23 protein-coding genes are annotated in these 24,529 nt (G+C 73.1%); 13 read left to right on the top strand and 10 right to left on the bottom strand.

The window, feature by feature from the left end:
* Positions 1-471: 471 nt before the first annotated feature.
* Positions 472-1,017, top strand: coding sequence for a hypothetical protein (locus tag AB0B20_RS24750; protein WP_357383180.1), 546 nt, complete (start codon positions 472-474; stop codon positions 1,015-1,017).
* On the opposite strand, the gene AB0B20_RS24745 is transcribed toward AB0B20_RS24750, so the two are convergent.
* A complete protein-coding gene (locus AB0B20_RS24745; protein ID WP_357383182.1) occupies positions 945-1,250 on the bottom strand; it encodes a hypothetical protein in 306 nt (101 codons plus the stop codon). The genes AB0B20_RS24750 and AB0B20_RS24745 overlap by 73 nt on opposite strands.
* A gap of 2 nt (positions 1,251-1,252) precedes the next feature.
* Complete coding sequence (locus tag AB0B20_RS24740) at positions 1,253-1,528, bottom strand: DivIVA domain-containing protein (protein ID WP_357383184.1); 276 nt, start codon at positions 1,526-1,528, stop codon at positions 1,253-1,255.
* 295 nt (positions 1,529-1,823) lie between these two features.
* Here AB0B20_RS24740 and AB0B20_RS24735 point away from each other — a divergent pair, with 295 nt between their 5' ends.
* From AB0B20_RS24735 to AB0B20_RS24710, 6 genes are all read left to right on the top strand, one after another.
* Entirely contained in the window at positions 1,824-2,063 is a 240-nt protein-coding gene (locus AB0B20_RS24735; RefSeq protein ID WP_357383186.1) for a winged helix-turn-helix domain-containing protein, read from the top strand.
* Between the two features lie 58 nt (positions 2,064-2,121).
* The gene (locus AB0B20_RS24730; protein WP_357383188.1) at positions 2,122-2,967 is read left to right on the top strand and encodes an alpha/beta hydrolase; all 846 of its coding nucleotides are present in this window, start codon (positions 2,122-2,124) and stop codon (positions 2,965-2,967) included.
* A gap of 166 nt (positions 2,968-3,133) precedes the next feature.
* Entirely contained in the window at positions 3,134-4,381 is a 1,248-nt protein-coding gene (locus tag AB0B20_RS24725) for a hypothetical protein (RefSeq protein ID WP_357383190.1), read from the top strand.
* Between the two features lie 300 nt (positions 4,382-4,681).
* Positions 4,682-7,591, top strand: a complete 2,910-nt coding sequence (locus AB0B20_RS24720; RefSeq protein WP_357473838.1) for a M36 family metallopeptidase — start codon at positions 4,682-4,684, stop codon at positions 7,589-7,591.
* Positions 7,592-7,777: 186 nt separating this feature from the next.
* A complete protein-coding gene (locus AB0B20_RS24715) occupies positions 7,778-8,218 on the top strand; it encodes a ribonuclease domain-containing protein (RefSeq protein ID WP_357383194.1) in 441 nt (146 codons plus the stop codon).
* Positions 8,219-8,280: 62 nt separating this feature from the next.
* Entirely contained in the window at positions 8,281-8,706 is a 426-nt protein-coding gene (locus AB0B20_RS24710) for a barstar family protein (protein WP_357473835.1), read from the top strand.
* A gap of 143 nt (positions 8,707-8,849) precedes the next feature.
* On the opposite strand, the gene AB0B20_RS24705 is transcribed toward AB0B20_RS24710, so the two are convergent.
* The 8 genes from AB0B20_RS24705 to AB0B20_RS24670 form a co-directional block, all read right to left on the bottom strand.
* Positions 8,850-9,575 carry an HD domain-containing protein gene (locus AB0B20_RS24705; protein ID WP_357473832.1) on the bottom strand — a complete coding sequence of 242 codons (726 nt, stop codon included), beginning with the start codon at positions 9,573-9,575 and terminating at the stop codon, positions 8,850-8,852.
* A gap of 7 nt (positions 9,576-9,582) precedes the next feature.
* Positions 9,583-10,038: an ATP-binding protein gene (locus AB0B20_RS24700; RefSeq protein WP_357473829.1), complete on the bottom strand. Its 456-nt coding sequence runs from the start codon at positions 10,036-10,038 to the stop codon at positions 9,583-9,585.
* A gap of 246 nt (positions 10,039-10,284) precedes the next feature.
* Positions 10,285-11,628, bottom strand: coding sequence for a pectate lyase (locus tag AB0B20_RS24695; protein ID WP_357473826.1), 1,344 nt, complete (start codon positions 11,626-11,628; stop codon positions 10,285-10,287).
* A gap of 27 nt (positions 11,629-11,655) precedes the next feature.
* Entirely contained in the window at positions 11,656-12,798 is a 1,143-nt protein-coding gene (locus tag AB0B20_RS24690; protein WP_357383205.1) for a Gfo/Idh/MocA family oxidoreductase, read from the bottom strand.
* Between the two features lie 67 nt (positions 12,799-12,865).
* Complete coding sequence (locus AB0B20_RS24685; RefSeq protein WP_357383207.1) at positions 12,866-14,350, bottom strand: mannitol dehydrogenase family protein; 1,485 nt, start codon at positions 14,348-14,350, stop codon at positions 12,866-12,868.
* The gene (locus AB0B20_RS24680) at positions 14,341-15,642 is read right to left on the bottom strand and encodes an enolase C-terminal domain-like protein (RefSeq protein WP_357383209.1); all 1,302 of its coding nucleotides are present in this window, start codon (positions 15,640-15,642) and stop codon (positions 14,341-14,343) included. The genes AB0B20_RS24685 and AB0B20_RS24680 overlap by 10 nt, the downstream gene beginning before the upstream one ends.
* The gene (gene uxaC, locus AB0B20_RS24675) at positions 15,639-17,072 is read right to left on the bottom strand and encodes a glucuronate isomerase (RefSeq protein ID WP_357383211.1); all 1,434 of its coding nucleotides are present in this window, start codon (positions 17,070-17,072) and stop codon (positions 15,639-15,641) included. Before uxaC ends, AB0B20_RS24680 begins: the two co-directional genes overlap by 4 nt.
* A gap of 17 nt (positions 17,073-17,089) precedes the next feature.
* A complete protein-coding gene (locus AB0B20_RS24670) occupies positions 17,090-18,418 on the bottom strand; it encodes a Gfo/Idh/MocA family oxidoreductase (RefSeq protein ID WP_357383213.1) in 1,329 nt (442 codons plus the stop codon).
* Between the two features lie 241 nt (positions 18,419-18,659).
* Between AB0B20_RS24670 and AB0B20_RS24665 the strand changes: the two genes are divergently transcribed.
* From AB0B20_RS24665 to AB0B20_RS24640, 6 genes are all read left to right on the top strand, one after another.
* A complete protein-coding gene (locus AB0B20_RS24665; protein WP_357383215.1) occupies positions 18,660-19,706 on the top strand; it encodes a LacI family DNA-binding transcriptional regulator in 1,047 nt (348 codons plus the stop codon).
* A gap of 97 nt (positions 19,707-19,803) precedes the next feature.
* Positions 19,804-21,147 carry an extracellular solute-binding protein gene (locus AB0B20_RS24660; protein WP_357473822.1) on the top strand — a complete coding sequence of 448 codons (1,344 nt, stop codon included), beginning with the start codon at positions 19,804-19,806 and terminating at the stop codon, positions 21,145-21,147.
* A 21-nt stretch (positions 21,148-21,168) separates the two neighbouring features.
* On the top strand, positions 21,169-22,149 hold the full coding sequence (locus AB0B20_RS24655) for a sugar ABC transporter permease (protein ID WP_357383219.1): 981 nt from the start codon (positions 21,169-21,171) through the stop codon (positions 22,147-22,149).
* On the top strand, positions 22,146-23,015 hold the full coding sequence (locus AB0B20_RS24650) for a carbohydrate ABC transporter permease (RefSeq protein WP_357473819.1): 870 nt from the start codon (positions 22,146-22,148) through the stop codon (positions 23,013-23,015). The genes AB0B20_RS24655 and AB0B20_RS24650 overlap by 4 nt, the downstream gene beginning before the upstream one ends.
* Positions 23,012-23,653, top strand: a complete 642-nt coding sequence (locus tag AB0B20_RS24645) for a hypothetical protein (protein ID WP_357473816.1) — start codon at positions 23,012-23,014, stop codon at positions 23,651-23,653. The genes AB0B20_RS24650 and AB0B20_RS24645 overlap by 4 nt, the downstream gene beginning before the upstream one ends.
* On the top strand, positions 23,650-24,498 hold the full coding sequence (locus AB0B20_RS24640) for a PmoA family protein (RefSeq protein WP_357473813.1): 849 nt from the start codon (positions 23,650-23,652) through the stop codon (positions 24,496-24,498). Before AB0B20_RS24645 ends, AB0B20_RS24640 begins: the two co-directional genes overlap by 4 nt.
* Positions 24,499-24,529 lie beyond the last annotated feature (31 nt).

Raw genomic sequence — 24,529 nt, 5'->3', positions numbered from 1 at the left:
GCGTCCGGATCTAGGGCTATGCGCTCCTTCCATGGTAGCTCCGCAACTCCATCCGCGCCCAGGTGTGGCGTTACGGCGGCCGGTGCGGGACGCTACTCCGGCACCGCGGTCATCGCACCCCCTCCATGCCGGATCGCGGCACCGTGTCCCGCGGCGTCGGGACGCGCGGGCCGTCGGGCGAGGGGTGGCCGGACCGCCGTGGCGGTCCGCGATCCACGCTAACAACCCCGACCGGTGTACGCGCGCAGCCGCGCGCACGGCGCGTTCGGCCGGTGCCGCCCGCTCCGGCGGGTGCGGGGCCGGATGCTGACCGATCGGACGAGCCGTCCCGTAGTCCTATCCGTGGGACTCGGAGCGGTTTCGGTCCCGTTCACGGGACCAACCATCCAGACTCGATGATCACGCCTTGATCGGGCTCCGTCGCGCTTCGTAGCGTGAGGATCCGCCATCCGCCGGGGAGGACCACACCACATGGGCGTAGACGCTCGCGACGCCGCCGGCCGGACCGTGCAGTTCGTGCGTTCCCTGGCCGAGCGGCAGTACGACCGGGTCTGGACCCCGGACTTCCTGGACCTCACCCCCGACGTGCAGGGCTTCGCCGTCTTCCACCGTGGGGGCCTGGTGCTTGTCTACGGCGCGGTGTCACCAGACGACCCGGCCCGCTGGTTCTTCCGGATGGCGTGCGCGGCCGGCGCCGACGTGCCGGACATCTCCGGGGCGATGGCGTGGGCGAACATCCGCAACCGGCTGGCCGAGGCCGGGCGCTACTACTGCGTCGTGAAGGCCGACCAGAGTGCCTGCCACGTGGTGTTCGCGCTCGACGTGCGCAGCCCGCTGCTCGACGACGTGACCGCGCCCGACGCGCACGTCGTGCGGGAACTGCTCCACTTCTCGCTGGCGGTGTGCGTCCACAACGCCACCGCTGACTTCCGCGACCTGGCCTCCTATCTGCCGGCGCGACCGTTGGCACCGACCGAGATCGACGCCTGGACCCTGTTCGCCGGCACCCAGGACTGATCGCGCAGCAACGGTTCGCCGGCTCGGCGCAGTCCGGAGAGCTGCACAAATATCTCCCGCTTCGCGGTGACGACGCCACGGCGGTTCAGGACGTAGCCGGTCAGCCAGATCCAGCCGGTGTGCGGCACCTCGGGGCCGACCGACACGACCCGGAACGTCAGCGCCCGGTCGCCGCCGAACTGCACCGACGCGCGGCCGTCGACCTGCAGGAGGTGGCCGGGTTGCGGGCGCACCGCTACCAGTGGCCGTCGTTGGGCGGGCGGCACTCCCGGGCGTGCATGGTCTGCCAGTCCCGCAGGGCGCGCTTCAGCCTGTCGTTCTCCTGCGCGAGCAGGCGTACCCGGCGGTGCAGTTCGGTCAGCTCGTCGGCGACCAGGGCCTGGAACTCGCGTACCTGCTCGGGGTCGACGCCCTGCCTGCGGGCGTCGAAGGCGTGGGTGCGCACCTCGTGCGGGGTGAGCCGGGAAGGTAGGCCGGTCAGGTAGAGCCGGCCGGGTCGGTGCAACGTCACTTCGGTCCTTCCATGAGCGGGGGACAGGTGTGGAAGGGCGGGCCGTCCGCACGCCGGCTGCGGACGGCCCGCCCGCTCCGCCCCCGCAGCCCGGATCGGCGGTACGGAGGCGGAGCAGTCCGGAGGGTCGGGACGGGTACGCGCACCCGCCCCGACAGGGGGATGAGCCGAACCCGTTGCCACGCGAGGAACGGCCCGACAGCAACACTAACGGCTTAGCCGTTTAAGTCAACCACTGATTGTTGTGGCCTGTGGGCGTTTCGTGATCGAATTGGCGTGCCACGCAAGGAGCGCCATGCCTACGACACCCGACTACATCCGCATCTCCGACGACATCATCGCTGCTGTTCGGAGCAAGCGGCTCAAGCCAGAGGATAAGCTGCCGTCGATCGCCCAGATGGCAGCGGACTACAAGGTCGGTACCTCGACCATCCAGATGGTCTATGTCCGCCTGGAGGCGCTCGGCGTTATTCGGCGCCACCAGGGCAAGGGCATCTTCGTGACCGACCCGGAGACCTGGATGAGAGAGCCGTAACCGGCGTCAGCCCAGCAAGCCCGCCTCGGTCGGCGCGCGACTCGCCATACTGGCGGCGATGACTGCTGACGTGCGTACCGAAGACGGTTGTCGCCTGTGGGCCGACCAGGTCGGCGCCGGGTCGCCGCTGGTGCTCTGTCACGGCGGCCCCGGCGTCTGGGACCACCTCGGCCCGGTCGCCCGGCTGCTCGGCGAGCACGCCCGTGTCATCCGGTGGGACCAGCGTGGTTGCGGGCGCTCCGAGCGGCGTGGCCCGTACTCGATCGGCCGTTTCGTCGCCGACCTCGACGCGGTACGCGAACACCTGGCCGGACCGCGAACGGCGGTGCTGGGCCACTCGTGGGGCGCGCACCTGGCGCTGCGGTACGCGATCGAGCACCCGGAGCGGGTCAGTCACCTGATCTACGTCTCCGGCACCGGCATCGACGCCGAACGCGGCTGGCATCCGCACTACGAACGCAGTCTCCGGCGGCGGCTCGGCTCGCACCTGAAGCGGTGGGAGGCGCTTGGCGCGCGGGAGCGCAGCCCGGCGGAGGACCGGGAACGGGCCGTTCTGCAGTGGTCGGCCGACTTCGCGGACCCCGACGCCGCCATGACGCACGCCGAGGACATGGCCACGCCGTGGCTGGGCATCAACCACTACTGCAACCGGGCCGTCAACGCCGAGGTGAAGCGGGAGCTGAGGGAGGGCGGCATCGCCGCGCGGTGCCGCACGCTCGACCTACCGGTGCTGATCATCGACGGGCCCGAGGACATCCGTCCCCGCTGGGGCGTCGACTCGCTGGAGAAGGCGCTGCCTCGTTGCGAGCGGGTCAGTCTCCCCGGATCCGGTCACCTGCCGTGGGTCGAGAATCCACACGGCTTCCGCCGGGCCGTGGCCGCCTTCCTCGACGGCCCGGTGTGAGCCGCGTCCGGAACCTGAAAGCGGGAGCCATCGGTAGCGGCCTGTCGCGGAGATCGGTACTTACGGGTACACCCGTCCCGTCGATGGGACGGCTAGAGTCCCAAGGCCACACAGCGAACAGAGTAGACAGTGTCGCTCTCCACCTCCCAGCTGTCAGGAGCCGGCAATGGGTAACGAGATTCAGCTGATCAGCGACGGCGACGGAATGGCGGTCATCGGAGATCCGACGGCTGTCGAGCGTTTCCTCGTCTCCGAGGGCCTGCCGTCGAAGGACCTCGGGCTGCCTCGGCTCGGGTCTGTCCTCACGGTCGGGGCGGCAGCGGCTCAGGCCGGCTCCGAGATCGCCGCCAACTCGGGTCGTTGGGTGCAGCTGACCCAGGAGTCAGCGCAGCTCGTCCACAAATTCGGTCTGATGCCGACGAAGACCCCAGGTGTCAGCCACGCGATGGTGGGAGATCCAGGCTCGATCCACAAGTGGCTCCAGATCTCGAAGGGGCCCGGGGCGGTCGCCGGCAACCCGGCGCTTCTGGCCGGCGCGGCGGGGCTCATGGCGCAGCTCGCGATGCAACAGAGCATGAAGGAGATCACCGACTATCTCGCCACCATCGACGAGAAGGTCGACGATGTGCTCCGCGCCCAGAAGGACGCCGTGCTGGCCCGCATGATCGGCGTCGGCTTCGTCATCGAGGAGTCCATGACCATCCGCGAGCAGCGCGGTCGGGTCGACGAAGTCACGTGGTCGAAGGTGCAGGGCGCGCCGGCGACGATCGCGGAGACCCAGGCGTACGCGTTGCGTCAGCTCGACGCGCTCGCGGAGAAGCTGGAGCGCAAGAGCGCGATCGGTGACCTTGCCAGGGCGGCCAGGGAGGCGGAGTCGAAGGCGCAGGACTGGCTTGTCGTCCTGGCCCGCTGCTTCCAGCTGCAGGACGCGGTCGCCGTGCTCGAACTCGACCGGGTACTGGACGCGTCGCCCGACGAGTTGGACGGGCATCGCATCGGGCTGAGGAACGCCCGGCAGAACCGGCTCGAACTCATCTCCCGGTGCACCGAGCGCCTGCTGGCCCGCATGGAAACGGCTGCGGGCAGGGCGAACGCCAAGGTGTTGCTGAACCCGATGGACTCACCGGCGGTGGTGAAGTCGAGCAACCACGTCTCGACAGCCATCGTCAGTTTCCACGGGCGGCTCGGCATCGAGGGGGACCGGCAGTCGTCGGAGGCGAGGCGATGGACGGACGCGGCCAAGGAGGCGAGGGACAGGGCGCTCGAGACCGGAGCGGACGGCGTCGACGTCGCCCGGCGCCTTGGCAACGACACCTTCGACCGGGCCAAGTGGGCGACGGGCAAGCTCTCCGGCCGGGTCGGCGGGTGGGCGCTTCGCCGGCGCGGGGAGGACGACGAGCGCCGGTCGGGGTAACGACAAGATCCGTTCTGGTGCAGGCTGGCGGCGTGGTGCGTTTCGTGCGCTTACGCCTGGCGAACGCTGCCGATGCGCAGAGATCTTGGTACGAAAGGGCCCTCATAGGGGCTGCCCTCATAGGGGCCGTTTCCTACCAAGATCTATTCGTGTCTCGCCTGGGCGTCAGCGAGAAGTCGACGCAGCAACATTTATGGATGTTTGGCTGGTGTCGGCGCGTCGATCGTGCTGGTCGGATGGCGGAACGGACATCGCCGTTCGACGATGACAGGAGGGACCGTGCGCACACCATCCCGTGCGTTGACGGGGGCCACCGCGCTGCTCATGGCAGCCGGGCTGGTCCTGACCGCCGCAGGCGGCGGCCAGGCGGCACCCCGGGAACAGACCCGTACCCAGGCGCCACCCGACCACCTGCCGGGCGACCGGCACGACACCAAGGCCACTGACAACCGCAAGGGCCGCGTGGCCGCCACCGAGCGGCAGCGGGACCGCGCCGCCGCACTCGGCGCGCGCGTGCGCTGGACCGACTTCGGTACGCCGGCCACGCTCACCTCGACCGGCAAGCCCCTGGCCACCGGCCTGCCCGCCGACCCGGCCGCCGCAGCGCGCGCGTACGTCGCCGCGAACCGGGACGTGCTGGGGCTGACCGCCGAGGGCGCCGCCGCGCTGGAGCTGCTGACCGTGGCGCCGATGGGGCAGGGCGCGACGGTGCTGTTCCGGCAGCGCTTCGGCGACCTGCCGGCCGCCGTCGACGGCATGCTGTCGGTCGGCGTACGCGACGGAGCGGTGTGGCACGTCAGCTCCTCGCTCGCCCGCGACGCCGGTACGCCGGCCCCGGCGACGATCAGCGCCGAGCAGGCCCGCACCGCTGCCATCGCCGACGCCGGCCGTGCCGACGCGCGGGTCGTGCGTACCTCATTGGTGGCGGTGCCCACCGCGGACCGGGGGGCGCGCGCGGCGTGGGAGGTGGTCCTCGGCGCGGACACCACCGGCGCGGACCCGGCGGCCTACTCGACCTACGTGGACGCCCGCGACGGCGCCGTCCTGGTCCGCGAGGACCTGATCGACCACGACGCCGACCACCCCTCGTGGGAGGTCTTCCCGAACTCGCCGCGTGTCGACAGGTCCTCGGTCGACACCCGCAAGCGGTGGTGTGCCGTGCCGGCGCGCGGCTGCGACGAGGTGGTGGGCGTGCCCGGGCACCCGGCGTGGGACGTGGACCCGGCGACCGGCCAGTCCACCACCACGACCAAGGGCAACAACGCGATCGCGGTGCAGAACTGGTACAGCAACGACCCGTTCAGCGTCGGCACCGAGCCCGCGACGCCGCGCCCGGACCGCCGGTACGACTACCCGTGGACGAACCAGTGGCAGGAGCAGCGCTGCAACCCGGCGGTGTTCACCTCGCCGCAGGCGAACGACATCGACGCGGCGCGGGCGAACCTGTTCGCCATGCACAACCGGATGCACGACTGGACCTACCACCTCGGGTTCACCGAGGAGACCTGGAACATGCAGCAGGACAACCTCGGCCGCGGCGGGCTCGGTAACGACCCCGAGCAGGGCAACGCCCAGGCCGGCGGCGTCAGCGGCGGTCCGCCCACGTTCGCGGCCCGTAACAACGCCAACCAGATCACCCCGCCGGACGGCGTCGCGCCCACCACCAACATGTACCTGTGGCAGCCGATCGCGGGCTCGTTCTACGCGCCCTGCGTCGACGGCGACTTCGACATGTCGGTGATCGCCCACGAGTACGGCCACGCGGTCTCCAACCGCATGATCGCCGGGCCGAGCGCCGGGGTCAGCTCGCCGCAGGGCATGAGCGAGAGCTGGTCCGACCAGCTCGCCATGGAGTACCTGTTCGAGCACGGGTACGCCGCGCCCGGCCGGCGCGGCTTCACCATCGGCGAGTACACCACCGGAGACCCGAACGCGGGCATCCGCAACTACAACATGAGCGACAGCCCGCTCAACTACAGCTCGCTCGACTACGACCTCGCCGGCCTCCAGGTGCACGCCTCCGGCGAGGTGTGGAGCGCCACGAACACCGACATCCGCGCGGCCATGATGCGCCGCTGGGGCAGCGGCACCCCGGCCGTCCAGAAGGCGTGCGCCACCGGCGCCCGCGACGTGACCACCTGCCCGGGTAACCGGCGCTGGATCCAGCTGGTCTTCGACTCGTTCCTGCTGATGTCGGTCAGCCAGGTCAGCATGGTCGACGCCCGGGACGCGATGCTCGCCGCCGACCGGATCCGCTTCGGCGGGGCCAACCAGGACCTGCTGTGGAACGCGTTCGCCAAGCGCGGCCTGGGGGAGGGCGCGGCCAGCGTCGGGCACACCGACGCCGACCCCACGCCGGGCTTCACCTCGCCGTACGCGCGGGAGGCCGCGCTGCGGTTCCTGCCGGTCGGCGAGCGCGGGCCGGTCGCCGGGGCGCAGCTGTTCGTCGGGCGCTACCAGGCGCGGGCCGTGCCGGTGGCGGACACCGACGCGGCCACCCCGCTCACCGACCGGGTGGACCTGGTGCCCGGCACGTACGAGTTCGTGGTGCGGGCACCCGGCTACGGCCACACCCGGGTCGGTCCGGTGACGGTCAAGGCGGGCCAGAACCGGACGCTGCCGGTGACGTTGCGACCCAACCTGGCCTCGGCCGCCGCGGGCGCGACTGTGACCGGTGACGGCATCAACCTGCCGCAGATCGCCGACGACGACGAGGCCACCAACTGGGCCGCGCTCGGTGCGCCGGTCGCCGGCCGGCAGGTCACCGTCGACCTGGCCGGTGGCGTCCAGCAGGTACGCCGGGTGCAGGTCAGCGCCATGTTGCGCCCGCCGGTGGCCGGTGACGCCGACGCCGGCACCCAGAGCCGGTACTCCGCGGTGCGGCAGTTCCGGGTCCTCGCGTGCACCGCGGCCGGGCCGGTGACCTGCGCCGACGCGGCGGACTTCCGCCCGGTCCACACCAGCGCGCCGGACGCCTTCCCGGCGGTCGCGCCGCGTCCCCGGGCGCCCGAGCTGATCATGCGGTCGTTCGACATCCCGCGTACCACTGCCACGCACCTGCGCGTCGAGGTGCTGACCAACCAGTGCACCGGCGCACCGGACTACGCCGGTGAGCAGGACGACGACCCGCAGGCGGCGACCGACTGCGCCACCGCCAGCCCGCAGGCGCAGAACGTGCGGATCGCCGAGTTCCAGGCGTTCCCGCGCTGACCCACCCGGCGGGTGCGGACGGTCGGCGCGAGTCGCCCGTCCGCACCCGCCATCGTATGTTCACAGTCGATTCGAGGCGTCGTCGCCGGATCGGGGCTGTACGGCGGGCAGGATCCCCGACAGACTGAGCGCCGATCGGTCATCAACGTCGATCGATGTACAGCCGTCTCGTTCAAGGAGGATCCCTTGACCCCGTTCCGCGCCGCCGTCACCCGCGTACGCCGCGCCCTCGCCGCGTCCGCCCTGGTCACCGCCGTGGCCGCCGCCGCGCTCGTCGCACCGTCCACGGTCTCCACCCGCCTCGCCGAGCCCGCCGTGGCCGCCGTGTACGGCTCCTGCACGCAGTCCCGCTGCGCCGACGCCCGCACCGCGCGGTCCGGCTGGTCGGCCAAGAGCTTCCCGACCAGCCGCGGCTGGTACTCGTGGAGCGGCGGCCAGTGCAACTTCGCCGGCGGCCGGTTCTACAACTACGAGGGACAGCTTCCCTCCGGCGCCACCTACTACGAGTACGACGTCTACCCGCGCGCCTGCAACGCCTCCCGGGACGCGTACCGGATCGTGGTCAACAAGAGCACCGGGGCGACCTGGTTCTCACCCGACCACTACGCCAACTTCTACCGGCTCTGAGCGGCCTCGGCGCCGGCCGGGCACTCTGCGCCCGGCCGGCGCCGTCGGGAAAGGACGAAACCATGGGCGCGGCGTCCCCGCAGGCACCGGCCTGGCTCGTGTACGGCGACGCCGCACCCGAGCCGGACGGCGTGCCGGTCCCCGGCGCGCAGGCCCGCACCCGGGCCGGGCTGCACGAGACGCTGGCCGGGGCGCTGGCGCTGCCCGGCTGGTACGGCCGCAACTGGGACGCCCTCGCCGACGCGCTCGCCGACCGCCTCGACGACGGTCCGCTGACGCTGGTCGTGACCGACGCGGCGGACCTGCTGGCCGACGAGCCGCCCGCCCAGCTCGGCACGCTGCTCGACGTCCTCGGCGCGGTCGCCGCCGGTGGTCACGAGACGCTGCGGGTGGTGCTGCACGACCACCCCGACCGGCTGCCCGCCCTGCGCGCCTGCGTCGCCGCGGCGCTCAACGGCCACGTCGGCACCCCACCCCCCACAGCCTGACCCCACCCCACCCACCCGCCCTCGGGACCGCCCGGTGATCAAGGGGTTTGTGTCCGGATCGGGCGCCCGCCGCGACACAAACTCCTTGATCACCGCCGCTGGGGGAGGGGGACCTGAAGTTGGCGGGGGTGGGACGCACGGGATCAGGTGGGGTGGTCGAGGATGGCGCTGAAGCGCTCCTCGGCCAGGTCGAGCTGGGCCAGGATGTGCTGCTTGACCGGCGCCGACAGCGGCGTGTCCGGGCGGGCGACCAGGTCGCGGAAGACCGGCACCAGGGGGCGGTACTTGGTGGCGGCGCGGGCCACCTTCGGGCCGACCGTGTGGATCACGCCCACCCCGTTGTCGGTGAAGTCGGACACCTTGATCACCCGGGCCCAGGGTTCCCGTTCGAGGCTCGCCGCGACGTGTTCCCGGTACTGCTCGTCGCGGTCCCGTCCCGGGTCGTACGCCGGGTTGGTGACCGCCGCGACCAGCCGGGCGACCCGCGCGCCGAACCGGTCCGACAGAGCGGCGAGCGCGGCGGCTGTCGCGTCCGCCCCCGGATCGGGATCGAGCCCGGCCAGTTCGGCGGGGTGGTCCTCGACCGCGTCGTGCAGCAGCCCGGCGACGATCACGTCCACGTCCCGCACCTGGTAGTGGTGCATCAGCCGGATCGCCACCCGCAGCAGGTGGTTGAGGTACGGCTCGCGTACCCGCCGGTCGTCGCGGTGCAGCTCGGCGGCCAGGTCGAGCGCCTCGGTCAGCCGGTCGCGGGCGGCCTCGTCGAACGCCTCGATCTCCAGCCGGAACCGGGCCAGCAGGCCGGGCTCACCGTGGATCTCGGTGATCGCGTGCATCGGCATGGTGGCGAGGTACGCGGGGAACTCCATGCGTCCCTTATAGCTGATCTTCGCTAGATCCGGTGACCGCCTGGCCGCTCACGTCGCCGGTGAGGCGCTTGACCAGGCGTACGCAGGTGCCCTCCGGCGTGCCGACGATGGTGGCCTCGTCCATCACCCGTGCCATGATCAGCCGCCCGCGTCCCCGGTCGCCGGTGTCGTCGTCGGCCGCGCGCCAGCCGCCCCGGTCGCGTACCTCGATCTCCAGCCGGTCGCCGCGCAGCTCGGCCCGCAGCGTGGTGATGCCCTCGGCGGCGAAGCGGTAGCCGTGCTCGATGGCGTTGGCGCACGCCTCGCCGGTGGCGATGAGCACGGTGTCGACATCCCAGTCGCTGACGCCGTGCGCGTGCAGCCAGCCGCGCAGCCGTTCCCGGATGGCCGCGAGCCGGGCCGGGTCGGCCGGCAGGTCGATGGTGAGGACCGGGCCGACGTCCCCGGATGTCCCACCCGTCACGTCCGGCCCTCCGTCCCGTGCCCGTCCCCGGGCCTGGGCGCCCACTCGCGCTGTCACCGCCTGATTCTCACCCTGTTGTCCCCGGTGGCCGCCGGTTCATTCCCCCGGCGGCGGTGTCCGTCAAGGTGATCATCGCGCATCGAGGGCGGCGTGTCAGCCGGCGGCCCGGCGAAGGCGGCGACGACAGTGGGCCGGCGACCCCCGAGGGGACGCCGGCCCACGACGATCGGTGCGCTCGGGCGCAGGTCAGAGCGGCAGTCTCCCGGCGCCCGCCCACGCGTCGACGACGAGCGGGACCAGCGGGGCCGGCAGCGGCCGGGCGGCGCGCAGCGTGGGCGTCCACCCGGCGTCGCCGCCGAGGTCCGGATCGTGGGCGGCGTTGTACGCGGCGAGCAGGTCCACCGGCCGGGCCGGGCGGTCACCCTGCCGGACCCAGGTGCCCCGCTCGGTCAGCGCGGTACCGCCCCAGTCGTAGAGCAGGTCGGCCGGAGTGGTGTCGCCGGTGAGGGTGAAGAAGTTGTTCTCCGCGTACAGCGCGGACCGCACGCCGACGCCGAGGGCGTACGCGAAGCCGGGGCCGCCGAGCCGGTAGTGGTTGTTGTGCACGTCGACCTGGCCGAACCGTACCCGGGGCAGCCGTTGCAGCGTGCCGTCGAACAGGTTGTGCCGCACCGTGACGTTGAGCCGGCCCACGTCCGGGCCGACGGTGTTCGACGAGCCGATCAGCATCACCTTGTCCCGGCCGGTGAACCGGTTCCAGGACACGGTGACCAGGCTGGCCGTGTGCGTGACGTCCACCGAGCCGTCGTGCACCTGGTAGGGGCGGCCGAAGTGGACGGGCTGGGCGCTGTCCGGGTTGTCGCCGTCAGTGAAGGTGTTGTGGTCGATCCAGACGTGCTCGCTGCGCCGCACCGAGATCTGGTCGTACTGGGAGTTCCAGTTGCCGGTGTCGCCGTCGGTGGGGGACCAGGCCGGGAAGCAGTCCCGGGCGTCGGCGAACTCGATGTTGCGCACGATCACGTTGTCCGCGCGGTCGATCATCAGCGTCAGACCGGTGAGCCGGGCGCCGCGCAGCCCGACGATAGTGGTGTTCGGCCCGACGTTGATCTGGGTCTGCCGGGTCTGCGCGGCCACCGACCGCACCCGGGCGGCCTCCAGCGGCCCGCTCGGGTTCGCCCGGCCCCAGGTCGCCGGGTCGTACGCGGCCAGGTAGGCGGGCAGCGAGTACTCCGGGTCGGCCAGGTCGGCGCAGTCCAGCGGCGTGCCGTCCGGTCCTTCGAAACCGTCGACGGTTCCGGCCACGTACACGATCTTTCCGGTGGCGTCGGCGGCGTTCGTGGCGTTGTCGCCGCCGAGCGCGGCGACCAACTCGGCGCGGGTACGCACGACGCGTACCCGGTCCGGCGCGGCGGCCGACCCGCCGGTCGTGCCGGTGCCGGCGGCGGCCCAGCCGTCGTTCGCGGCGAGGGCCTGGCGGCCGATCAGCTCGGCAGCCCGGGACGGCTCACCGGGCGCGGCCGGCGCGGGGCCGGCGGTGGTGAGGACGAGCGCGGCGGTCAGCGCCGCGACGACTGCGGTTCGGGTATGCATGACTCGGTCCGATCTGTCGAGGGACATTCACTGCACCGGCAGGTCCACCACGTACGGCTTGACCGCCCACGGCACGCCCGCCTCGGACGGCAGCGCGCCGGTCTCCGCCGCCGCCCGCAGCACCGCGCCGATACCCCGCACCATCAGCACCCGCTGCGGGCCGTCGCCCGCCTCGCGCACCAGGTCCCCGCCGAGCGGCGCCGGTTGCGGCGCGTCACGCAGCGCGTCCAGCACCGCGGTGAACGGCTCGGTACGCGCCAGCGGCGCGATCAGCGGCGTGCCGTCCGCGCGGTGGTCGAGCAGGTTCGCCAGCAGCCCCCGGCGGCCGGGCACCGGGCGGAGCGTGTCGTCGCCGGGTAGCCGCAGCCGGTCGGTCGGGTACTCAAGCACCGCTTGCCCGCGCTCGCCGGTGACCAGCACCTCCCCGGCCACGTGTTCCTCGGCGGCGAGGGTGAGCGCGGCCAGCACCGGCGGCCCGGCGTGCGGGGTCAGCCGCAGCACGGTGGTGTCGTCCACCTCGATCGGGCGGACCCGGTAGCGCTCCACCTCGATCCGGGCCCTGCGGACGGGTGCGCCGGTGACCGATTCGGCGACGGCGAGGCACTGCATCAGCGCGTGGGCGAGCGGGTTGGCGAGCGCGCCGTCCAGCGCCGGGCGGCCGTCCAGCGACCGCCGTCCGGCCCAGGGGGAGCGGGCGTAGTAGGCGTCCGGGCGCTGCCAGGCGGCGAGCGTGGCGATGCCGGTGACCGGGCCGAGCCGCCCGAGCGCGCCGGTCAGTTCGGTCAGCGCGGCCGAGCCGAGCGCCTGGAAGTTGACCTGCACGGCCCGGCCGGCGGCACCCGCGGCGGCGCGGAGCGCACGGTGTCCGGCGAGGTCGAGCACCGGCGGCTTCTCCAGCAGCAGGTCCGCCCCGGCGGCGAGCACGTCGAGCGCGATCGGCAGGTGGGTGTGTGGCGGCGTGCAGACCACCACCACGTCAGGGTGGGATTCGGCGAGCATGTCCCGGTGGTCGGTGAACACGCCGGTCTCCGGCGGGACCGGCGCGTCCGGTTCGGCCTCCAGCGGGCGCACGTCGACGAGTGCGACCAGCCGCGCCCGCCCGGCGGCGTGCAGCTCCCCGATGGTCCGGCGGTGCCAGCGGCCGTGCCCGTTCGCCCCGACCAGTGCCACGCGCGGCGGCCCGCCGCCGTTCACCGGGTGCCCTCGGCGGGTCGCCGCCCACCCGGCATGCCGCCGGTCACCGGGCGTCCGCCAGGGTGGCCCGGACGCCGTGACGTTCCAGGGCGGTGAGCCAGCCGGTCACCTCGGCACGGAACTCGTCGTCGTCGGCCAGGTCGGCCGGGAACACCTCGCGCAGCGCGAAGACCGCGTCGACCACCCCGGCCGGAGTGTGCGCTCCGGCGGCCAGCGCGGCACGCAGCCGGTCGGCGAGCGGGTCGTCCAGCGGCAGCGGCCGGCCGTCGTCGGCGTACCCGAGCAGGAACCGCAGCCAGGCGGCCACCACGAGCGCGCTCCACCGCGCCGACCGGCCGGCCGCCCGCAGGTCGGCGACTGTGTGCAGCACCCGCTGCGGCAGCTTCTGCGAGCCGTCCATGGCGACCTGCGTCGTCCGGTGCCGGATCGCGGGGTTGGCGAAGCGGGCGAGCACCTGCTCGCCGTAGTCGGTCACGTCGGCGCCGGGCGGCGGGGTGAAGCTCGGCGTGATCTCCTCGGCGAGCAGCCGCCGCAGCACCGCCTCCAGGTGCGGCAGCGCCAGCGCCTCGGCCACCGTCTCCGCGCCGGCCAGCGCGCCCAGGTACGCGATGGCCGAGTGCACGCCGTTCAGCGCCCGCAGTTTCAGCCGCTCCCACGGGCCGGCGTCGTCGGTGAGGATCGCGCCGGACCGCTCCCAGGCCGGACGCCCGCCGGGGAAGTCGTCCTCGATCACCCACTGCGACCACGGTTCGGCGGCGACCGCCGCCAGGTCGGTCACGCCCAGCGCCCGCCGGGCGGTGTCCCGGGTCTCGTCGGTGCTGGCCGGCACGATCCGGTCGACCATGGTGCCGGGGCAGGTCACTGCCGCCAGGACCCGCTCGGCGCTCGCGTCCGGCACCCGGGCCAGCGCGAGGCACTGCTCCACCAGGCCGCGCAGCCGGCGCCCGTTGGCGGGCAGGTTGTCGCAGCTCACCAGCGCGATCGGCCCGGCGTCGGCGGCGGCGCGGGCGAGCAGCCCGCGCACCAGCAGACCCGGCACGGTACGCGGGGGACGGCCGGTGGTGAGGTCGGCGGTCAGGTCCGCGTCCACTGTGAGCGCGGCGGTCACCGGGTCGAGCCGGTACGCCTTCTCGGTCACCGTCAGCGTGACCACCCGGATCGCCGGGTCGGCGAGCAGGCCGGACACCGCGTCCGGGTCGCTCGCGGCGTGGCGTACCCCGGCGAGAGCGCCGACCACCCGGGTCGCCGCGGCGTCGGGGGCGAGCGTGGTGACGCTGAACAGGCAGTCCTGCGCGGCGAGGGCGTCGACCACGTCGGTGCTGCGCGGGGCGACGCCGACGATGCCCCAGTCGCCGCCGGCCGCGCCGACCGCCGCCTCGGTGTGCACGGCCTGGTGGGCGCGGTGGAAGGCGCCGACGCCGAGGTGGACGATGCCGGCGGGCACGGTGCCGGGGCGCAGCAGCGGCCGGGACTCCGGCGGCAGGTGGCGCAGCGTGGCCAGGCCGAGCCGGCCGGGGGTCAGCGCCATGCCGGGCCGTCCGGGAAGCGGAACCGCGCGATCGACTCCTGGCGCATGGTGGAGCTGTAGCCGGGCTCGGTGGGCAGCAGGTAGCGGCCGCCCCGGGTGCGGACCGGGTCGGTGAAGTGCTCGTGCAGGTGGTCGACGTACTCGACCATGCGGCCGTCCAGGCTCGTGCCGACCCGCAGGTGGTCGAAGATCGCGAGGTGCTGCACGTACTCGCACAGGCCCACACCGCCCGCGTGCGGGCAGACCGGCACGCCGAACTTCGCCGCCAGCAGCAGTTCGGCGAGCACCTCGTCCACGCCGCCGACGCGGCAGGCGTCGACCTGCATCACGCCGATCGCCTCGGCCTGGAGCAGCTGCTTGAAGATCACCTTGTTGGCGGCGACCTCGCCGGTGGCGACCCGGCAGCGTCCGCCGGTCAGCTCGGTGACCGCGCGGGCGATCCGGGCGTGCCCGAGCACGTCGTCGGCGTGCGTGGGCTCCTCGATCCAGTACGGGTCGACAGTGGCGAGCACGCCCATCGCGGCGATCGCCTCGTCCACGTCCCACACCTGGTTGGCGTCCATCATCAGCAGCGCGTCCGGGCCGATCTCGGACCGGATGATCCGGGCCCGCCGCAGGTCGTCCTCGATCCGCCCGCCGACCTTCATCTTCATCGCGCGCCACCCCGCGGCGTACGCGTCGCGGGTCAGCGCGCGCACCCGCTCGTCCGGGTAGCCGAGCCAGCCGACCGAGGTGGTGTACGAGGGGAACCCGTCGCGTTCCAGCCCGGCGAGCCGGTCGGCCAGGCCGTCGCGTCCCTTGTCGAGGATGGCCGCCGCCTCGTCGGGGGTGAGCGCGTCGGTGATGTGGTGGAAGTCGACTGTCGCCACCAGCTCGTCGGTGGGCATCTCGGCGAGGAACCGCCACATCGGCTTGCCGGCCAGCTTGGCGCGCAGGTCCCAGACCGCGTTGACGAGCGCGCCGGTGGCCATGTGGATGACGCCCTTCTCCGGGCCGAGCCAGCGCAGTTGCACGTCGGCGGCCAGGGAGCGCCAGAACGCGACCGGTTCGGCGGCGATCTCGGCGACGGTGCGTCCCCGCACGTGGTGGGCGAGCGCGCGGACCGCCGCGCAGGTGATCTCGTTGCCCCGCCCGTTGGTGAACGTGAACCCGGTGCCGGTCGGGCCGCCGTCGGTGGTCAGCTCCACGTACGTGGCCGAGTAGTCGCCCCGGTTTATCGCGTCCGAGCCGTCGCCGCTGGCGGCGGTGGGGAAGCGCACGTCGTGCACCTCGACGTCGACGATTGTGGTCATGCGGGTCCACCTCCGAACTTGAAGACCTGCTTGGGCAGCCGGTACGCCAGGTCGACGATGGTCTCGGCGGCCTCGTCCCCGGTCAGGCGGTGCTCGGCGACGAGGCGGGCCAGGAATCCGGCGTCGACCCGGCGGGCCACGTCGTGGCGTACCGGGATGGAGCAGAACGCGCGGGTGTCGTCGACGAACCCGGCGGTGTTGTAGAAGCCGGCCGTCTCGGTGACCGCCTCCCGGAACCGGCGCAGCACCTCGGGGGAGTCCAGGAACCACCAGGGCGCGCCGAGGCGCAACGCCGCGTACCCGCCCGCGAGCGGCGCGAGTTCCCTGGTGAACGTGTCCTCGTCGAGCGTGTAGAGCACCACCGTGAGCCGGGGGTCGTTGCCGTGCGCGTCCAGCAGCGGGGCGAGGGCGTGCACGTACTCGGTGGCCTGCGGCACGTCCCCGCCGACGTCGCGGCCGTGCCGGGCGTGCAGCCACCGGTTGTGGTTGCGGACCGCGCCGGGGTGCAGCTGCATGACCAGGCCGTCGTCGAGCGACATCCGGGCGAACTCCAGCAGCATGTGCGCCCGGAACGCCTCGGCGTCGCGCGTGTCGGCCAGGCCGCGCCGGCCCCTGTCGTAGAGCGCGGCGGCCTGCGCCGGACTGAGATCGAGGGTACGGGCGGTGGGGTGCCCGTGGTCGGACGAGGTGGCGCCGGCGGCGGCGAACGCCTCCCGCCGGGCCCGCAGCGCGGCCAGGTATCCGGCGTACGTGCCGGTGTCCTCGCCGGAGACCTCGGCGAGCCGGTCCACGTTTGCCGCCCAGTTGCCGAACTCCATGTCCACCACGTCGTCGGGGCGGAACGTGGTGACCACCCGCCCGCCCGGCCCGCCCCAGCCGTCGGCGGCGAGCTTGGCGTGCCGGCCCAGGTCGTCCAGCGGCGACTCGGTGGTGGCGAGCACCTCGATGCCGAAGCGTTCGAACAGCGCCCGGGGCCGGAACCCCGGTTCGGCCAGCCGGGCGGCGAGCGCGTCGTAGACGTCGTCGGCGGTGGCCGGGCCCAGCGGCGTGTCGACGCCGAACACGTTCCGGAACGTCTGCTCCAGCCACAGCCGTGACGGGGTGCCGCGGAACAGGTGCCAGTGCGCGGCGAAGCGCCGCCAGACGGTCCGCCCGTCGGTCTCCACCGGGCTGCCGTCGACGCTCGGCACGCCCAGGTCGGCCGGGGGTACGCCCTGGCTGAGCAGCATCCTGGTCAGGTAGTGGTCGGGCACGATCAGCAGCCGGGCCGGGTCGGGGAACGGCTGGTCCTCGGCCAGCAGCCCGGGGTCGACGTGCCCGTGCGGGGAGATGATCGGCTGCTGGGCGGCGAGCGCGTACAGCTCGCGCGCCAGGGCGCGCAGGCCGGGCTCGGCGGGCAGCAGCAGATCGCTGGGGGAGATGATCGGCACGGGGGCGGGCTCCTCGGTCAGGGCAGGGTGAGCAGGTCGGCGACCCGGACGGGCACGCCGGTCTCCAGCGAGCGGTTGGCGGCCAGGCCGGTGAGCAGCGCCAGTGCGCCGTCGCGGGCGGTGGCGGCCCGGCCGAGCGGGTCGGGTTCGCCGCCGAGCAGCACCCGGGTCATCCGGGTGTCCGCGCCGCCGTGCCCGCGCCGGGTCCAGCCCTCGACCGGAATCTCCTGCGGCGGCGCCCAGAACGGGCGCAGCGTGAGCCGGGCCGCGCCCCGCTCCACCGCCGCCTCGTCGCCGTGCAGGGCCGCGCCCTTCAGGGCGCCGGCGACGGCCGGGCTGACGTGGTCGCTCTCGGTCACCTCCAGTTCGAGGCGGCCCCGGCTGCCGTTGACCATCACCCGGTAGCCCTCCCAGGGGGCGTACGCGGTCAGGTGGTAGGTCATCGTCGCGCCGGTGTCGTAGCGGGCCAGCAGGGCGAGGTCGTCCTCGATGGTCACGCCGGGGGCGAAGACGTTGCGGTCGCGGTGGTAGCCGTCCTCGGCCTCGGCGTCGAGGTACAGCTCGCGCAGCCGCGGGTGGTCGGCGAGGCGCAGCGCGAACGGGTCGCCGTCGGCGGCGGGGGAGCCGTGTGCCCGGTCGTAGTCGCGGGCATAGCCGTGCCGGCGGCCGTGGGCGCCGTAGAAGAACAACCTGCCGTACGCGTGCACCTCGACCGGGCGGGCGTCGAGCCACCAGTTGACCAGGTCGAAGTGGTGGCCGGACTTGTGCACGAGCAGCCCGCCGGAGACGGACTTGTCGCGGTGCCAGCGGCGGAAGTAGTCGGCGCCGTGGCGCACGTCGAGCAGCCACTCGAAGTGCACCGATCCGATCTCGCCCACCGCGCCGTCGGCGAGCAGCCGCCGGACCTGCTCGTGCAGCGGGTTGTAGCGGTAGTTGAACGCGACTGTGACGCGCCGGCCGGTCTCGGCGACCGCGTCGAGGATGCGGCGGCACCGGTCCGCGTCGACGGTCATGGGCTTCTCCACGACCACGTCGCAACCGGCCCGTAGCGCCGCCGTCACGTACTCGTCGTGGGTGGCGTCCACGCTGGTCACCAGCGCCACGTCGACGCGTTCCGTCGCGAGCATGGCGGTGAAGTCGGCGGCGGCGTACGTGGGCACCGGCGGGTGGCCCAGCTCGGCCAGCCAGCGGTTGTGCGCGTCCATCCTCGTCTGGTTGACGTCGGCGAGCGCGACCAGCTCGGCGGTGTCGGCGTGGTCGAGCGCGAGGGCGCGGACGAACATCTCGGCGCGCGCTCCGGCACCCACCAGGGCGTGGCGGACCCGTTCCCGGGCCGGTGGTGACATGACGTCGGCCTCCCCGGCAGTCGGCTGCAAAGGTTTGCAGCCGAAGAAACCACGACGATGGATACGTCGTCAACGGTTGCCGGCCAAGCCGCCCTATCCATCCGCATTGATCAGCATTCATGCGTGCGATGGGAACGCCGGCGAAATCGAGCCGCAACAATGGACCGTTGACACGGGCGCAACCGTTTGCATTAATGGGCGGCACCCGTGACGCCCACCACATCGGACGAGGGAGCCCGCCGTGCCAGCCACCATCCGGGACGTCGCCCGCGCCTCCGGTGTGCACATCTCCACCGTGTCCCGGACGTTCTCGGCCCCGCACCTGGTCAACCCGGAGACCCGGGTCCGGGTGCTGGCCTGCGCGGAGGACCTCGGCTACCGGCCCAACCGGGCCGCCCGGGCCCTCATCACCGGCCGTACGCACAACATCGGCCTGATCGTGGCCGACATCGCCAACCCGTTCTTCCCGCCGCTGATCAAGGCGGCGGAGGGGCAGGCCCGGCACCGCGACTACCACGTCTTCGTGGCCGACACCAACGAGGACCCGGTCGCCGAGGAGGACCTGGTCCACGCCCTGGCCAAGCAGGTCGACGGCGTGCTGCTGTGCAGCCCTCGGATGAGCAACAGCCTGATCGAGCAGGTCAGCCGCGAGGTCCCGGTGGTGGTGATAAACCGCCAGGTCGCCGGCCTGCCCTGCGTGATGATGGACGTCGGGCAGGGCGCCCGGGCCGCGATCGAGCACCTGCTCGGGCTCGGCCACCGCCGGATCGCGCTGCTCGGCGGCCCGCGCGGCTCCTGGACCGCCCGGGAGATGCGCCGCGCCGCGACCGCCGCCGCCCGGGGCGGGGGAGCGGAACTGACCATTCTCGGACCCAACCAGCCCACCGAGACCGGCGGCGGCGCCCTGGCCGAACAGGTACGCCGCAGCGGCGTCACCGCCGTGCTCGCCTACAACGACCTGATGGCGATCGGCCTGATCGAAGGGCTGGACGCGATCGGGGCGCGGGTGCCGCACGACGTGAGCGTCGTCGGCGTCGACGACATCGCGCTGAGCCGGCTCACCCGCCCCAAGTTGACGACGGTGGCCACGCCGACCGCGGCCGCCGGCCGGACGGCCGTCGACATGCTGCTGCAACTCGACTCCGACGCGCCACGCGGCGCCCGGGGCCGGGGCCCGGCGGCCGGCGACCGTCGCACCACCGCACAGGTAATGCTCCAGACCGAACTGGTCGTCCGCGACTCGACCGGGCCCGTCCCCGCGCCCGGCCGGGACGGCACCGGAGCCTGAACAGGTGGCCCGGGCCCGCACAGCACTGCGGACCCGGGCGGCCCGTGGACGGCCGCCGGTGACGTCGTCGCCTCCCAAAGCCGAGGAGTGAGCGCAGATGCACCCCGCAACGTCCCCCACCGCCGGCGTACCCGCCGGGCGGGATCACCGTACCCCTCTGACCCGACGCCGACTCGTGCGCGGCCTGGCCGCCGTCGCGCTCGCCGTGCCCCTCGCCCTGGGCGCGGCCGGCTGCGGCGACGACTCCGCCGGCGGCGACGGCGGCCCGGTCAAACTCTCCGTCTTCTGGTGGGGCGGCGAGGCCCGGGCCAAGCTCACCGAGGACGCCCTGGCCCTCTACACCAAGAAGCACCCGGACGTGACGTTCGAGAAGACCTGGCAGGCCAACCAGGGCTACTTCGACAAGCTCGCCACGCTGACCGCCGGCGGCAACCCGCCCGACCTGTTCCAGATCGACGACAACTACCTGGCCGAGTACGCCGGCCGCAGCACCACGCTCGACCTGGGCAGCTACCGCGACTCCGGCAAGCTCGACGTGTCGAAGTTCCCCAAGAGCCTGCTGGAGTACGGCGTGGTCGACGGCAAGCTCGCCGGGGTGGCCGCCGGGGAGAACACCCAGGGCCTGGTCTACAACAAGACGCTGCTGACCAAGAACGGGCTGCCCGAGCCGACCACCGGGATGACCTGGGAGGAGCACATCGCCTGGGCCGAGCAGGTGGCGAAGAAGACGAAGGTGCCCGGCACCCAGGACCCGAGCGCCGACTACAAGGCGCTCTGGGTGTGGCTGCGTCAGCAGGGCAAGGACCTGTACAAGGGCAAGGAGCTCGGCTTCACCGTCGAGGACGTGACGAAGTGGTTCGAGCTGTGGAAGGGCGCGCGGGACCGGGGCGCCACCCCGACGCCGGACGTCATCCACGAGGGCAACGCCACCGACATCACCAAGCAACTAGTGGTCACCGGCAAGGCGGCCACCTCCTGGGTCTGGGCCAACCAGATGCCGGACCTGAAGAAGAACACCAAGGACGAGCTGGGCGTGATCGCGTACCCGGGTGACCCGAGCGCCCAGTGGGCGCGGGCCTCGATGTACTGGTCGGTGTTCAAGGGCAGCAAGCACAAGGACGTCGCCGTCGACGTGATCAACTTTCTGAACAACGACCCGGAGGCGGTGGCGCTGCTCGGCACCGACCGTGGCCTGCCGTCCAACATGGACCTGCGGGCCAAGGTCAGCGAGACCACCACCGACCCGGCCATGAAGCAGTCCATCCAGGTCGAGTCCGAGCTGGCGCAGAAGTTCGGCGCCTCGCCGCAGGTGCCGATCAAGGGCCACAGCAAGGTCAAGTCCGAGCTGACGAAGGCCGCCGAGAACGCCCAGTACGGCCGTGCCACCCCGGCCCAGGCGGCCGAGCAGTTCGTCACCGCCTGCAAAGCCGCGATCGCCTGACCCCACGAAAGGACCGGTCCCGTGGCTCTCACCACGGTGCCCGGCCGGACCCCGCGTACCGGACCGGCCGGCCCCCGCCCCACGCGGCGCGGGGCCGGCCGGGCCCGGCTCGGCGAGGGTCTGGCGGGGTACGTCTTCCTCTCGCCCTGGCTCATCGGACTGATGGGCGTCACGGCGATCCCCATGTTGCTCTCGCTCTGGCTGAGCTTCACCGACTACGACATCCTCACCCCGCTGTCCGAGGTGCGGTGGGTGGGGCTGGCCAACTACGAGCGGATGTTCACCGCCGACCCGTCGTACTGGCACGCGGTGCGGGTCACGCTGACGTTCGCGCTGATCGCGGTGCCGCTGAAGCTGGCCGCCGCGCTCGGTGTGGCGCTGCTGCTCAACCGCGCCTGGCGCGGCGTCGGGCTGTTCCGCAGCCTGTTCTACCTGCCGTCGCTGCTCGGCGGCAGCGTCGCGCTGGCGATCGTCTGGGTAAACATGTTCAACCGGGACGGCGCGTTCAACTCGTTCCTCGCCCTGTTCGGCGTCGAGGGGCTGCCCTGGGTCGCCGACCCGGACTGGGCGCTGGAGACGCTGATGGTGCTGGCGATCTGGCAGTTCGGCGCACCCATGGTGATCTTCCTGGCCGGGCTCAAGCAGGTGCCCACCGAGCTGTACGAGGCGGCGGCCGTCGACGGCGCCGGGGCGTGGCGGCGCTTCCGCGCGGTCACGCTGCCCATGCTCTCCCCGGTGATCTTCTTCAACCTGGTGCTGGAGACGATCAACGGCTTCCAGGGCTTCACCGCCGCGTTCGTGCTCAGCAACGGCACCGGCGGCCCTGTCGACTCCACCCTCATGTACACGCTGAAGCTCTACATCTCCGGCTTCACCGACCTGGAGATGGGCTACGCCTCGGCGATGGCGTGGGTGTTCCTGGTGGCGATCGGCCTGGTCACCGCCGTCTTCTTCAGCACCGGCCGGTTCTGGGTGCACTACTCGGACGGAGACGACTCATGACGGCCCTCGCCACGACCCGCCGCCGTCCGGGCGGCGGCCGGAGCGTGCTGCGGCTGGTCGTGCTGGTGGCGATCGTCGCGGTGGTGCTCTACCCGCTGTTCTGGATGCTCGGCACCTCGGTCAAGTCGCAGGCCGAGATCGCCAGCAACGTCGGCCTGCTGCCGGAACGGCTCACCCCCGGCAACTACCTCGACGGCTGGACCAACTTCGACATCAGCTTCGGCCGGTTCTTCCTCAACAGCGCACTGGTCAGCGGGCTCACCGTCGCCGGCAACGCGCTGTCCTGCCTGCTCGCCGCGTACGCCCTGGGCCGGCTGCGGTTCCGGCTGCGCAAGCTGTGGTTCGCCGTCATGATCGGAACGCTGCTGCTGCCCGGGCACGTGCTGATCGTGCCGCAGTACATCCTGTTCCGCAGCCTCGGCCTGGTCGGCGGCGACTGGCCGTACCTGCCGCTGCTGGTGCCGCAGTTCCTGGCCACCGAGGCGTTCTTCGTCTTCCTCATGGTGCAGTTCATGCGCGGCATCCCGCGCGAGCTGGACGAGGCGGCCACCATCGACGGCGCGTCCCCGTACGGCGTGTTCCGGCACGTCATCCTGCCGCTGAGCCGCCCGGCGCTGGTCACCACGGCGATCTTCTCGTTCATCTGGACCTGGAACGACTTCTTCCGGCAGCTGGTGTTCCTGTCCAGCCTGGAGGACTACACAGTCCCGGTGGCGCTGACCCTGTTCATCGACTCGACCAGCCAGAGCGCCGTCGGCCCCATGTTCGCCATGTCCGTGCTGTCGCTGCTGCCGGTGTTCCTGTTCTTCCTGGCCTTCCAGCGGATGCTCGTCGAGGGCATCAACACCAGCGGGCTGAAGGGATGACCGCCGTGCCCGCCGCCACCGACGCCCTGCCCGCCCATCCCGACACCGTGCCGGCCCGCGCCGACTGGCGGGACACGCTGCGCGAGGCGACCGACCTGGCGCTGCTCGGCTTCGCCGTGGCGCTCGCCGCGCTGCCGGTGCTCACGCTCGCCCCGGCGCTCGCCACCGCCAGCGCCGCGCTGCACGACAGGTCGGTCACCGGCGCCTGGCCCGACGCGCGGACCAGCCTCACCCGGTTCGGCCGCGCGCTGCCCGCCGGGCTCGCGGCCAGCGCCGTCGCGCTCGCCGCCGCCGCGCTGCTCGCCGCCGACCTGGTCGCGCTCGCCACCGGCCGGGTGCCCGGCGGCCGGCCCGCGCTCGCGCTCACCACCGTCGCGGTGGCGGTCCTGCTCGGGTACGCGGGCCTGGTCGCCGTCGCGGTCGGGCGCACCGGCGGCCGGGGCTGGCGGACCGCCGCCCGCCAGGTGGCGCGTTCCTGCCCGGAGCGCCCCGGCGTGTGGGCCGCCGCCTCCGGCGTCTGCGCCCTCGCCCTGGTGCTGGCCGTGCTGGTCACGCCGGTCGCGGTGCCGATCCTCGGCGGCTACGCCCTCGCCGCGCTGCACGCGCTGGATGCCCGCCGCCCGGTGGTGCCGTCGTGACCGCCGAACCCCGGCTGGTCGTGGGCGGTGCCGAGGTGGCCCGGTACGTGCTCCGGCCCGACCTGGACCCGCGCCACGGGCCCCGGCCCTACCTGCATCCGATACGGACCCGGGCCGGCACCCCGGTGACCGACGCGCTCCCGGCCGACCACGTCTGGCACCTCGGCGCGTCGCTGGCCGTGCAGGACGTGGACGGCGTCAACCTGTGGGGCGGCCGGACGTACGTGCGCGGCAGCGGCTACACCTGGCGCGACGACCACGGCGTCATCGCGCACACCGGCTGGCGGGAGCGCGCCGCCGACCGGCTCGACCACGACCTGGAATGGCGGGACCGGCACGGCCGGGTGCTGCTGCGCGAACACCGGCGGATCACCGCCACCCCCGCCGGGGAGGACGCCTGGTGGCTGCACCTGTCCGCCACGCTCACCGCCGCCACCGGCGCCGGCGTGCACCTGGGCAGCCCGGCCACGAACGGCCGGCCGGGCGGTGCCGGGTACGGCGGCTTCTTCTGGCGGGCGGTGGCCGACGGGGAACCGCTGGTGCGGACCGCCGACGCGGCAGGCGAGGAGGCGGTGAACGGCTCGGCCGCGCCCTGGCTGGCGCTGACCGCCACGGCACCGGGTGGCGGCGCGTACACGCTGGTGTTCACCGGTCTGGGGCCGGGCGACAGGTGGTTCGCGCGCAGCGCCATGTACCCGGGCGTCTGCGTCGCGTACGCGTTCGACACCCCGGCCGTGGTCGCCGCCGGGCAGCCCCGGCACAACCGGCACCGGGTGCTGGTCGCCGACGGCCACCTCGACCCGGCCGACGTGGCGGCCCGGCTGGACGCGACGGTCCTCCGGTGAGCGAGCCGCCTGCCCCCGGTGCCGCTGTGGC

The organism is Micromonospora sp. NPDC049151 (assembly GCF_040648395.1).
GTDB lineage: Bacteria > Actinomycetota > Actinomycetes > Mycobacteriales > Micromonosporaceae > Micromonospora.
Note: the sequence above shows the minus strand (reverse complement) of the source record. Positions and strands in the feature narration are given on the sequence as shown.

What these genes read in the sequence shown, in the direction of transcription:
- AB0B20_RS24750 (WP_357383180.1), top strand. Translation starts at nt 472, where the DNA reads ATGGGCGTAGACGCTCGCGACGCCGCCGGCCGGACCGTGCAGTTCGTG.
- AB0B20_RS24735 (WP_357383186.1), top strand. Translation starts at nt 1,824, where the DNA reads ATGCCTACGACACCCGACTACATCCGCATCTCCGACGACATCATCGCT.
- AB0B20_RS24730 (WP_357383188.1), top strand. Translation starts at nt 2,122, where the DNA reads ATGACTGCTGACGTGCGTACCGAAGACGGTTGTCGCCTGTGGGCCGAC.
- AB0B20_RS24725 (WP_357383190.1), top strand. Translation starts at nt 3,134, where the DNA reads ATGGGTAACGAGATTCAGCTGATCAGCGACGGCGACGGAATGGCGGTC.
- AB0B20_RS24710 (WP_357473835.1), top strand. Translation starts at nt 8,281, where the DNA reads ATGGGCGCGGCGTCCCCGCAGGCACCGGCCTGGCTCGTGTACGGCGAC.
- AB0B20_RS24705 (WP_357473832.1), bottom strand. Translation starts at nt 9,575, where the DNA reads ATGGAGTTCCCCGCGTACCTCGCCACCATGCCGATGCACGCGATCACC.
- AB0B20_RS24695 (WP_357473826.1), bottom strand. Translation starts at nt 11,628, where the DNA reads ATGCATACCCGAACCGCAGTCGTCGCGGCGCTGACCGCCGCGCTCGTC.
- AB0B20_RS24685 (WP_357383207.1), bottom strand. Translation starts at nt 14,350, where the DNA reads ATGGCGCTGACCCCCGGCCGGCTCGGCCTGGCCACGCTGCGCCACCTG.
- AB0B20_RS24680 (WP_357383209.1), bottom strand. Translation starts at nt 15,642, where the DNA reads ATGACCACAATCGTCGACGTCGAGGTGCACGACGTGCGCTTCCCCACC.
- AB0B20_RS24670 (WP_357383213.1), bottom strand. Translation starts at nt 18,418, where the DNA reads ATGTCACCACCGGCCCGGGAACGGGTCCGCCACGCCCTGGTGGGTGCC.
- AB0B20_RS24660 (WP_357473822.1), top strand. Translation starts at nt 19,804, where the DNA reads ATGCACCCCGCAACGTCCCCCACCGCCGGCGTACCCGCCGGGCGGGAT.
- AB0B20_RS24650 (WP_357473819.1), top strand. Translation starts at nt 22,146, where the DNA reads ATGACGGCCCTCGCCACGACCCGCCGCCGTCCGGGCGGCGGCCGGAGC.
- AB0B20_RS24645 (WP_357473816.1), top strand. Translation starts at nt 23,012, where the DNA reads ATGACCGCCGTGCCCGCCGCCACCGACGCCCTGCCCGCCCATCCCGAC.